General features: G+C 34.6%; 12 protein-coding genes and 1 pseudogene. 10 read left to right on the top strand and 3 right to left on the bottom strand.

The features are described 5' to 3' along the window. Both ACH2BG_RS00765 and ACH2BG_RS00760 read left to right on the top strand, forming a co-directional pair. Nucleotides 1-128: pseudogene (locus ACH2BG_RS00765) on the top strand (CMP deaminase); the annotation flags it as partial. Between the two features lie 16 nt (nucleotides 129-144). Further along, entirely contained in the window at nucleotides 145-1719 is a 1575-nt protein-coding gene (locus ACH2BG_RS00760) for a S41 family peptidase (protein WP_395045826.1), read from the top strand. A gap of 58 nt (nucleotides 1720-1777) precedes the next feature. Here ACH2BG_RS00760 and ACH2BG_RS00755 read toward each other — a convergent pair whose 3' ends face one another. Genes ACH2BG_RS00755 through ACH2BG_RS00745 form a run of 3 tightly spaced genes read right to left on the bottom strand, consistent with a single transcriptional unit; the run spans nucleotide 1778 to nucleotide 3207 of the window. Continuing rightward, nucleotides 1778-2386: an FAD-dependent oxidoreductase gene (locus tag ACH2BG_RS00755; RefSeq protein ID WP_395045825.1), complete on the bottom strand. Its 609-nt coding sequence runs from the start codon at nucleotides 2384-2386 to the stop codon at nucleotides 1778-1780. 1 nt (nucleotide 2387) lies between these two features. Further along, nucleotides 2388-2588: a hypothetical protein gene (locus ACH2BG_RS00750; RefSeq protein WP_091476536.1), complete on the bottom strand. Its 201-nt coding sequence runs from the start codon at nucleotides 2586-2588 to the stop codon at nucleotides 2388-2390. A 40-nt stretch (nucleotides 2589-2628) separates the two neighbouring features. Then, a complete protein-coding gene (locus ACH2BG_RS00745) occupies nucleotides 2629-3207 on the bottom strand; it encodes a MarC family protein (protein ID WP_395045824.1) in 579 nt (192 codons plus the stop codon). Between the two features lie 267 nt (nucleotides 3208-3474). Here ACH2BG_RS00745 and ACH2BG_RS00740 point away from each other — a divergent pair, with 267 nt between their 5' ends. The 8 genes from ACH2BG_RS00740 to tsf form a co-directional block, all read left to right on the top strand. Beyond that, entirely contained in the window at nucleotides 3475-4044 is a 570-nt protein-coding gene (locus ACH2BG_RS00740) for a DUF3109 family protein (RefSeq protein ID WP_395045823.1), read from the top strand. Between the two features lie 248 nt (nucleotides 4045-4292). Next, a complete protein-coding gene (locus ACH2BG_RS00735) occupies nucleotides 4293-5270 on the top strand; it encodes a ribonucleotide-diphosphate reductase subunit beta (protein ID WP_395045822.1) in 978 nt (325 codons plus the stop codon). A 213-nt stretch (nucleotides 5271-5483) separates the two neighbouring features. Further along, on the top strand, nucleotides 5484-7907 hold the full coding sequence (locus tag ACH2BG_RS00730) for a ribonucleoside-diphosphate reductase subunit alpha (protein WP_395045821.1): 2424 nt from the start codon (nucleotides 5484-5486) through the stop codon (nucleotides 7905-7907). A 135-nt stretch (nucleotides 7908-8042) separates the two neighbouring features. Continuing rightward, nucleotides 8043-8495 carry a GNAT family N-acetyltransferase gene (locus ACH2BG_RS00725; RefSeq protein ID WP_395045820.1) on the top strand — a complete coding sequence of 151 codons (453 nt, stop codon included), beginning with the start codon at nucleotides 8043-8045 and terminating at the stop codon, nucleotides 8493-8495. Nucleotides 8496-8632: 137 nt separating this feature from the next. Continuing rightward, nucleotides 8633-9088 (top strand): 50S ribosomal protein L13, encoded by a 456-nt coding sequence (gene rplM, locus ACH2BG_RS00720; RefSeq protein ID WP_395045819.1) that lies wholly within the window; start codon nucleotides 8633-8635, stop codon nucleotides 9086-9088. After that, a complete protein-coding gene (gene rpsI, locus ACH2BG_RS00715; RefSeq protein WP_395045818.1) occupies nucleotides 9088-9474 on the top strand; it encodes a 30S ribosomal protein S9 in 387 nt (128 codons plus the stop codon). Before rplM ends, rpsI begins: the two co-directional genes overlap by 1 nt. Nucleotides 9475-9613: 139 nt before the next feature. Further along, nucleotides 9614-10414, top strand: coding sequence for a 30S ribosomal protein S2 (rpsB, locus tag ACH2BG_RS00710; protein ID WP_395045827.1), 801 nt, complete (start codon nucleotides 9614-9616; stop codon nucleotides 10412-10414). A gap of 114 nt (nucleotides 10415-10528) precedes the next feature. Continuing rightward, a partial coding sequence (tsf, locus tag ACH2BG_RS00705; RefSeq protein ID WP_395045817.1) for a translation elongation factor Ts occupies nucleotides 10529-11007 on the top strand: 479 nt, incomplete at its 3' end.

The following is an 11007-nucleotide window of genomic DNA, read 5'->3' as shown; positions in this document are numbered from 1 at the left end:
GTAGTAAACTAATACACCAATCGGGAATAAAAAGAGTCGTATATCTAGAAGGTTATAAAGATAATTCGGGATTAGAATTTTTAGAAAAAGCAGGCGTTCAAGTAGATCATATTCATGAAATTGAATAAATAATACATTTTCTAAATGAAAGTTGATAAAGTATATTTTCCGTTACTCATTTTTGCTACAATAGCTGCTGGTTTTTTGTTAGGAGGTATTTTTGTTAGAACTCCAGTTTCGGCAAAGCTAAATACTGAAAATCAAAGCAAGCAAAAACTCAATAAACTTATCGATTTTATAAACGACGAATATGTAGACAATGTAAATACCGATTCGATTGTAGACCAAACCGTAAACGGAATTTTAGGCAAACTCGATCCGCATTCAGTTTATATTGCAAAAACCGAAGCGCAAGGTGTAGCTGAAAGTATGAAAGGTGATTTTGTAGGTATTGGCGTCAACTTTTTTGTCGATAATGATACCGTTGCAGTTATCAAACCTGTAGAAGGTGGTCCTTCGGAAAAAGCAGGAATCAAAGCTGGCGACAGAATTTTATCGGTCAATAACGAAAAGCTTTTTGGTAAAAAAATCACTACCGAAAAATTGTATTCAAAACTAAAAGGAGAACCAAACTCCGAAGTAATTTTGACCGTTTTTAGAAAATCGATAAATAAAAAATTTAGCCTAAAAGTAATTCGTAATATTATTCCGCTAAAAAGCGTTGATATTGCTATTATGCTCAATAAAAATATAGGATATATAAAGGTAAATCGCTTCGCCGAAACAACTTATAAGGAATTTAAAATTGGTTTAAACAAATTGGTTAAGCAAGGTGCGAACTCTCTAGTTATCGATCTCCGTGACAATGGTGGTGGTTATCTTGACCAAGCTGTTTCTATCGCCGATGAATTTCTAAAAGACAAAAAACTCATTGTTTTTACCAAAAATAAAAAGAAACGCATCGACAAAACTTTTGCTACAAGCGATGGTGTTTTCGAGAATGGAAAAGTAACTTTGTTAATCAACGAAAATTCAGCTTCGGCAAGCGAAATTCTCGCTGGTGCAATACAAGATAATGACAGAGGATTGGTGGTTGGTCGTCGTTCTTTTGGCAAAGGATTGGTGCAAAGAGAAATGCCTTTCCAAGACGGATCTACAGTGAGACTAACCGTTGCGAGATATTATACGCCAACGGGAAGGTCTATCCAGAAATCATATAAAGAAGGGAGTGAAGAGTACTTTAATGAGTTTATGAATCGCTACAAAAATGGCGAATTATACGCTAAAGATAGTATAAAAATTGCGGATACATTAAAATTTAAAACTCCAAAAGGAAGAATTGTATATGGCGGTGGCGGTATTGTACCCGATGTTTTCGTGCCGTTAGAGTCTACAAAAGGGAACGAAGTAATTCCTATGATTATGCAGTCTGGATTGGTTTCTAATTTTGTTTTTAAAGAGTTAGACCGTCACAGAAACAAGTTTTCTAACCTTAATTTTGCTCAAATTATTACTAAAATAGAAGGTTCGGATTTGTATTATAATCAATTCAAAAAAATGATTGAATTGAATGATTCTTTTATCGATTTAGATTCGAGCAAAGACTACATAAAACGTTATATTGCTGCCGAGTTTTGCCGACAATTATTAGGCGAAAGCCAATATTATCAAGTCGTTTTAAAAGATGATGTGATGGTTAAGGAAGCTTTGAAGAATTAAAGACTATTTGTCGTAGTTAAGTTTTTTTTACACTTGCAATCTTTTATTAAATAAAAACTTACTTCCTCACACTATCATGAACATGTGTTTCAATACCATTATTCCATAAAGTAAGAATGTCGGTGGCAACTGCAGCACCACTTCCGGCGGCAATAGCGAGTTGGCTTCGGTGACCAGCTAAAGTGCCAACAACATAAATTCCATCAGTTACTTTTTGGTCGTTATTTTTTAGTTGAATCCTGTTTTTTTCTACTAATGATTTTTTGTGAGACTCAATATATTGTTGCAAACCTTCAATCGAAAATAAATTTGAAGAACCTACACCTATTACAATTATTCTAGTTTGGTATCTGTTTTTATTGGTAACAACCACAAAACTCCCTGATTCGCCAGAAACCGAAATTACTTTTTCGTCTTCTATTTGCGTAATATGAGGATAGTTTTCTTGTAATTGTGTGGTAGTTTCGGTAAGAATTTCAGAACCTAATTTCCCGGAATGAATGCCGTAAGCGTTATAAAAAATAGCATCTTGAAGTGACGATGCTTTTTGATGTGTAATAATGGCAATATTTTTGTCCTGAGCAAAAGTTTTTTTGTGAGCAGAACCTAGAATCAAAGCGCACGAAACTCCCGAAACTCCCCCGCCAATAATTAAAACATCAAACATTTTATTGATTTTTTAATTTTTCTTCGATAGATTTAGATAATCTAAAAATAAGTAAAATAACTACCGCGCAAACTATGGCAATAATTCCGATAAGCGCAATTAGACTTTCGCCTTCTAATAAATTATTGAAATCTAATCTGGTAAAATTGATACCAATAAAAACAATAGCTAGCGCAATAATAATATATGTGAAAATTTTCATATCAAATTTATTTTATAGGTCAAAAGTACTAAAATTTGACTTACAGGAACAAGTCTTTAACATTAGCCGCAAATAATTTAACAGCAATAGCTAAAAGAATAACTCCAAATGCCTTTCTAATAACACCTAAGCCATTTTTACCCAGCATTTTTTCGATTTTTGGAGAAGATTTCAAAACCAAATATACCAGTAGAATATTCAAAATAATAGCGATGATAATATTGATTGTTTGAAATTCAGAACGTAATGACAATAAAGTAGTCATCGAGCCTGCACCAGCAATTAAAGGGAAAGCCAAAGGAACAATGGAAGCAGAACTCGCTTCTTCATCGCGATACAAATGAATGCCTAAAATCATTTCCAACGCCAAAAAAAACAAAACAAATGATCCAGCGACCGCAAACGAATTGACATCAATCCCAATTAGGCTCAAGAATTCTTCTCCTACAAAAAGGAAGACAATCATGATTAAACCAGCAACAATGGACGCTTTTTCGGATTCAATATGTCCGTGTTTGGCTCTCAAATTAACAATAATTGGGATAGAGCCAACAATATCAATCACGGCAAATAAAACCATACTTACCGTTACAATTTCTTTTAGGCTAATTTCAAACATAGTTACAGTTTTTATGCTACAAAAGTACGATTAAATTTTTTCATTTGGGCGTGTCCCTCCCGAAAAGAGCCGGGTCGTGCTATACGTTGCAAGTCCTCGCACTTCCCTTCGTCAAGCTGTGGGCTTTTCTCTGCTATCACTCACGCAATCAACATGCAAATCAGAATTTAAGAATTAGTGAAAATTCGTGAAATTAGTGTTCTAATTTTCTTTGAGTATCTCTGTGTAAATTTTTGCTACTCAAAAACTTTAAACTAACTTTGCAAAATGTTTCAACTAGGCAAAACCATCGTATCAGAAGACATTCTTCAAAAAGAATTTGTATGCAATTTATCAGCTTGTAAAGGCGCTTGTTGTGTCGATGGCGATGCTGGTGCGCCTTTATTAGATGACGAAGTTCGAATCCTAGAAGAAATATATCCAAAAGTAAAACCGTTTCTTCGCAAAGAAGGCATAGCTGCTATCGAAGCACTAGGAACATCAGTTATTGGAACCGACGGAACGCTCGAAACCACATTAATAGACAACAAAGATTGCGCTTATGTCATTTTCGATGGTAAAACCGCACTTTGCGGAATCGAACAAGCTTACAATCAAGGAATAATCGATTGGAAAAAACCAGTTTCGTGTCATTTGTACCCAATTCGTGTCAAAGATTTTACCGAGTTTGCAGCCGTAAATTATGACAAATGGGATATTTGCTCTCCAGCTTGCTCCTTAGGAAAAGAACTCGAAGTTCCTGTTTATAAATTTGTAAAAGAAGCACTTGTTCGTCGCTTTGGCGAAAACTGGTATGCCGAGCTCGAGAAAGTTGCAGAGGAACTAAAAAATGAATAATTTTTGATTTTTTGATTTAAAAATAAATTCCTTATTTTACAATACCTTACCGTTTTTTATATTTTTAACTAATTGATTTACAATTATTTATTAATTTTGAAAATCAAGTTTACAAAAAGATGCTTTGTTAAAAACTCAAGGCAATTGTGAATAACTATCTCTTTCATTTATAGATTCAAATTCCAATCTTTGTAAACCCCAATCGTTACAAAAATCAATTTTTATAATACAATAAAAACCAATAAACTATGTCTTTCGTAGAACCAATTTTACAAGAAAACAAAAATCGCTTTGTGATTTTTCCGATAAAACACCACGATATTTGGGAATGGTACAAAAAAATGGAAGCTAGTTTCTGGACTGCCGAAGAAATTGATTTGTCTCAAGATTTAAACGATTGGAATAACAAATTATCTGATGACGAACGTTATTTTGTAAAACATATTTTAGCATTTTTCGCTGCTTCAGATGGTATTGTAAACGAAAATCTAGCAGAAAATTTCGTAAATGAAGTCCAATATGCTGAAGCAAAATTCTTTTATGGTTTTCAAATCATGATGGAAAATATTCATTCTGAAACTTATTCTCTTTTAATTGATACTTATGTAAAAGATGAGGTTGAAAAAGACGAATTATTTAATGCTTTAGAAGTTTTTCCTGCGATTAAGAAAAAAGCAGATTGGGCTTTGAAATGGATTGAATCTGATTCGTTTGCAGAGCGTTTAATCGCTTTTGCAGCTGTTGAAGGGATCTTTTTTTCGGGTGCGTTTTGTTCTATTTATTGGCTAAAAAAACGTGGCTTAATGCCAGGATTAACCTTCTCGAACGAATTAATTTCTCGTGACGAAGGTGTTCATTGCGATTTTGCAGTGCATTTGCACAACCATCATTTGGTAAACAAAGTGCCAAAAGAAAGAATTAGAGGTATTATTGTTGATGCTTTAAATATTGAACGTGAATTTATTACAGAATCACTTCCGGTTTCTTTAATTGGAATGAATGCTGTACTAATGACGCAATATCTAGAATTCGTTGCAGATAGATTATTAGTAGAATTGGGCTGTGATAGAGAATACAATACAGCAAATCCGTTCGATTTTATGGATATGATTTCGTTGCAAGGAAAAACTAATTTTTTCGAGAAGAAAGTTGCTGAATATCAGAAAGCAGGTGTTATGAATACCGATTCTGAAGCGCAAAAAATTAGTTTTGATGCTGATTTTTAAATGAAAAATTAAATACAACCAAATAAAAACCAAAATTTTCAGTAAAGCCCCAAATCTGAAAACTAGTTTAGTCCTGATAGAAGTGGAAATCCTTTTGTTTTTTTTTCTTTAGAAAACAAAAGATTGAAACAGATAGCGGGATTGGCTTCAAAAATAGATTACAAATAACCCGAAACTGCAAAGGGATTTGCTTTTTCACAAAACAAACAAATTATGTACGTAGTAAAAAGAGATGGGCATAAAGAGCCTGTAATGTTCGACAAAATCACAGAAAGAATTAAAAAACTGTGTTACGGATTGAACGATTTAGTAGATGCTGTAAAAGTAGCTATGAGAGTTATTGAGGGGCTTTACGATGGTGTTTCAACATCAGAATTAGATAATTTAGCGGCAGAAACTGCGGCTTCTATGACAATTGCACATCCAGACTATGCACAACTAGCGGCGAGAATTGCGATTTCGAACTTACACTCTAATACAAACAAATCTTTCTCGGAAACGATGAACGAAATGTATCATTACGTGAATCCTAGAAATGGGCAAGAAGCACCACTTTTGTCAGAAGAAGTACATAATGTTATCCAAGAAAATGCTGAATTTTTAAATTCACACATTATATATACAAGAGATTTTAACTACGATTATTTTGGTTTTAAAACTTTAGAACGTTCTTATTTGCTTAAGATAAACGGAAAAATAGTAGAGCGTCCGCAACACATGTTAATGCGTGTTTCGGTTGGAATACACTTAAACGATTTAAAATCGGTAATAGAAACTTACGACTTAATGTCTAAAAAGTTTTTTACACACGCTACACCAACATTGTTTAATGCTGGAACACCAAAACCTCAAATGTCATCTTGTTTCCTTTTGGCTATGCAAGACGATAGTATCGACGGGATTTACGACACGCTAAAACAAACAGCAAAAATCTCACAATCGGCTGGAGGAATTGGATTATCTATTCACAATGTTCGTGCAACAGGTTCTTACATTCGTGGTACTAACGGAACATCGAACGGGATTGTTCCTATGTTACGTGTTTTTAATGACACGGCTCGTTACGTAGATCAAGGTGGAGGAAAGCGTAAAGGTAGTTTTGCGATTTATATCGAAACTTGGCATGCTGATATTTTCGATTTCTTGGATTTGAAAAAGAATACAGGAAAAGAAGAAATGCGTGCTAGAGACTTATTCTTCGCGATGTGGACATCAGATTTGTTTATGAAACGTGTCGAAGAAAATGGGAATTGGACGTTGATGTGTCCAAACGAATGTCCAGGGTTATATGATGTGCATGGCGAAGAATTCGAAGCACTTTATACTTCGTATGAAGCAGCTGGAAAAGGCAGAAAAACCATTAAAGCACACGAACTATGGGAGAAAATTCTAGAATCGCAAATCGAAACTGGAACTCCATATATGTTGTACAAAGATGCAGCAAACCGTAAATCGAACCAAAAAAATCTAGGAACTATTCGTTCTTCGAACTTGTGTACCGAGATTATGGAGTATACATCGAAAGACGAAATTGCAGTTTGTAACTTGGCTTCGTTATCGTTACCAATGTTTGTTGAAGGCGGAAAATTTAACCACGATTTACTATTTACTGTAACAAAACGAGTAACTAGAAACTTGAATAAAGTTATCGATAGAAATTATTATCCAGTAATTGAAGGAGAAAATTCTAACAAACGCCACCGTCCAATTGGTTTGGGAGTACAAGGTTTGGCAGATGCTTTCATTATGTTGCGTTTACCATTTACAAGCGATGAAGCAAAAAAACTGAATCAAGAAATTTTCGAAACTTTATATTTCGCAGCTGTAACAGCATCTATGGAAATGGCAATTGAAGAAGGGCCATATTCTACATTTGAAGGATCACCTATTTCGAAAGGAGAATTCCAATACAACATGTGGGGAATGAAAGACGAAGAACTTTCTGGTCGTTGGGATTGGGCAAGTTTGCGTAAGGAAGTAATGAAAAACGGAGTAAGAAATTCCCTTTTGGTTGCGCCAATGCCAACTGCATCAACTTCACAAATTTTAGGTAATAACGAAGCTTTCGAACCATATACTTCAAATATTTACACACGCCGTGTTTTGTCTGGCGAATTTATTGTGGTAAACAAACATTTGCTAGAAGATTTAGTAAAATTAGGCTTGTGGACAGAAGATTTGAAACAACAATTAATGCGTGAAAACGGTTCTGTTCAAAACCTTGACATACCCCAAGACCTGAAAGATTTGTACAAAACCGTTTGGGAAATGTCTATGAAAGATATTATCGATATGTCACGTCACAGAGGATATTTCGTGGATCAATCACAGTCGTTAAACTTGTTTATGCAAGATGCGAATTATTCGAAATTAACATCGATGCACTTTTACGCTTGGAAATCTGGTTTAAAAACTGGAATGTATTATTTGAGAACAAAAGCTGCCGTAGATGCCATAAAGTTCACCTTAAACAACGACAAAAAAGCTGAGCCAATTGCTGCTATCGAAGTAAAAGAGCAACCGGTTTTAGCTGAGGTCGAAGTAGTTACTGCCACAATGACTAACGAAGAATACCGTGCCATGATCGAACTAGCAAAAAATGCTGGTCCAGAAGATTGTGAGATGTGTGGTTCTTAATTAAAAATAATACAGCTGTCAAATTTGATGGCTGTTTTATTTTAGGAGCTAATCCCGCTTTCCGTTGCAATCTTTTTTTTCGGCGAAAAGCCTCAAAAAGGATTTTCACTGCAATCAGGGCTAAAAAATAAAAAAATGATTACATTAAAAAGAACAACTTCCGAAAACCAAGATTTTACAAATCTTGTCTTATTATTAGACGCAGATTTAAAAATTCGTGATGGCCAAGAACATGAGTTTTATGCTCAAATAAACAAAACGGCCATTTTAAAAAATGTAATTGTTTGTTATGAAAACGACATTGCAGTTGGTTGCGGTGCTTTCAGAGAAATAGACTCTCAAACAGTCGAAATAAAACGAATGTTTGTACTTCCAGATTATCGAGGAAAAGGAATTGCTTCAAAAATTCTTTCCCAACTCGAACTTTGGGCTTTAGAATTAAACTACACTCAAACTATCCTCGAAACAGGAATAAATCAACCCGAAGCAATCGCTTTATATAAAAAATCAGGTTATTTGGTTACTCAAAATTACGGACAATATGCTGATGCGGAAAATAGCGTTTGTATGAAGAAAGTCTTAAGATAAAATCAATTTTCAAAAGATTTGTAACTCGTTGAAAAGCAAAGAAAAAGAATTTTTACTTTCCTATTTGTATTTAAAATAAATAATCGTACTTTTGCACTCCCTTTATTGGGAATGGAATGTTTAATTAAAATAATATTATGGACGCATTAAGCTACAAGACACAATCAGCAAGCAAAGCCACCGTTACAAAGGAGTGGATTGTTGTAGATGCTGATGGTCATAACTTAGGTCGTCTTGCATCAAAGGTCGCAATGATTCTTAGAGGTAAGTACAAGCCAAGTTACACACCACACGTGGACTGCGGAGATAACGTAATCGTTATCAACTCAGAAAAAATCAACCTTACAGGTAACAAAATGGACGAGAAGACTTACATCCGTCACACAGGTTATCCAGGAGGACAAAGAAGTTTGACTGCAAAAGTTTTGCAATCAAAAAACCCTGCTCTATTAGTAGAAAAAGCAGTAAAAGGAATGTTGCCTAAAAATAAATTAGGAGCTGAGCTTTTTAGAAATTTAAATGTTGTTGTAGGAGCAGAGCACAAACAAGGCGCTCAAAAACCTAAAACAGTTAACCTAAACGATCTTAAGTAATGGGAGCAATTCACAAAATCGGTAGAAGAAAATGTGCAGTTGCACGTGTTTATGTATCGGAAGGAACAGGAGTAATCACTGTTAACAAAAAAGCGTTTGCAACTTATTTCCCAACAGCTACTTTGCAGTACAAAGTTTTACAGCCTATGTCTATGACAGAAAATGTAACTAACTATGACGTAAAAGTAAATGTTTACGGAGGTGGTAGCACAGGACAAGCAGAAGCAGTAAGAATGGCTATTGCAAGAGTAATGTGTGAAGTTGGAGAAGGAAACAGAGCAATCTTGAAACCAGAAGGATTACTAACGAGAGACCCGAGAATGGTTGAACGTAAAAAATTCGGTCAGAAGAAAGCTCGTAAGAGATTCCAATTCTCTAAACGTTAATATTTTTTTATTAAAAACTAAGTTATTGTTGCTCTTCCTGTCGAGGCAGGAAACTAGTTTAGCATCTAAATGGTTAAGACCTGATTGTAAAATCGCTACTTAATCATTGCTAATTCAACAGAACGTAAACTATTACAAAATGGCAAATAAAATAGAAGTTAAAGACTTACTAGAAGCAGGTGTTCACTTCGGACACATGACTAGAAAATGGGATCCAAACATGGCTCCTTACATCTATATGGAGCGTAATGGAATTCACATTATCAATCTATATAAAACTGCAGCAAAAATTGAAGAAGCTAATGAAGCTCTTAAAAAAATCGCTGCATCAGGTAGAAAAATACTTTTCGTAGCTACCAAAAAACAAGCTAAAGACATCGTAGCTGAAAAAGCTGCGGCTGCAAACATGCCGTACATCACTGAAAGATGGCCTGGTGGAATGTTAACGAACTTTGTTACAATCCGTAAAGCTGTTAAGAAGATGTCGACTATCGACCGCATGAAAAAAGACGGAACTTTTATGACTTTGTCTAAAAAAGAACGTTTACAAGTGGATCGTTTGCGTGCAAAATTGGAGAAAAACTTAGGTTCTATCTCTGATATGTCAAGATTACCTGCTGCATTATTTGTAGTAGATATCAAAGCTGAACACATCGCAATTAAAGAAGCTCAAAAATTAAACATTCCAGTTTTCGCAATGGTAGATACCAACTCTGACCCACGTCTTGTTGAGTACGTTATCCCTGCAAACGATGATGCTTCTAAATCAATCGATAAAATTTTAACATTAGTAACTGAAGCTATTATTGATGGTCTTGCAAACAGAACATCTGATAAAGAAGCTGATGCTGCTACTGAAGAAGTTGCTCCAGAAGAAGTTGCTGATACAATCGCTGAAGAGAAAGCAATTGTAGCTGAAGCTGCTAAAACAGAAGAGTAAATAATACATTTAAAGATTGAAGGATTTAAAGATTAAAAAATTATTGATTTAGTATTGGTAATAACAGTTAATCTTAAAATTTTTCAATCTTTTAATCTTTAAATTAAAAAAATTATGGCAACTATCACTGCTGCAGACGTAAATAAATTAAGAACCATCACCGGAGCTGGAATGATGGATTGTAAAAAAGCTTTAGTTGAATCAGACGGAGATTTTGATTTAGCAATCGAAAACTTACGTAAAAAAGGACAAAAAGTAGCTGCAAATCGTTCAGATAGAGAATCTACTGAAGGGGCTGCAATCGCTGTCGTAAACGCTGACAATACTGCTGGAGTTGTTATCACATTAAACTGTGAAACTGACTTCGTAGGAATGAACGAAAACTTCGTGAAAATGGCTGTTGAAATGGCTAACTTAGCTTTAAACTTCAACAACAAAGAAGAATTTTTAGCTTCTGATTTTAATGGTATTACTATTGCTGATAAACTAATCGAGCAAACAGGAGTTATCGGAGAAAAATTAGAAATTAGAACTTTCGAAAAATTAGAAGGTGCTTTCGTTGGGTCTTACATTCACTCAGGAAACAAAATTGC

It is taken from the genome of Flavobacterium sp., from assembly GCF_043779715.1.
Lineage (GTDB): Bacteria > Bacteroidota > Bacteroidia > Flavobacteriales > Flavobacteriaceae > Flavobacterium.
Note: the sequence above shows the minus strand (reverse complement) of the source record. Positions and strands in the feature narration are given on the sequence as shown.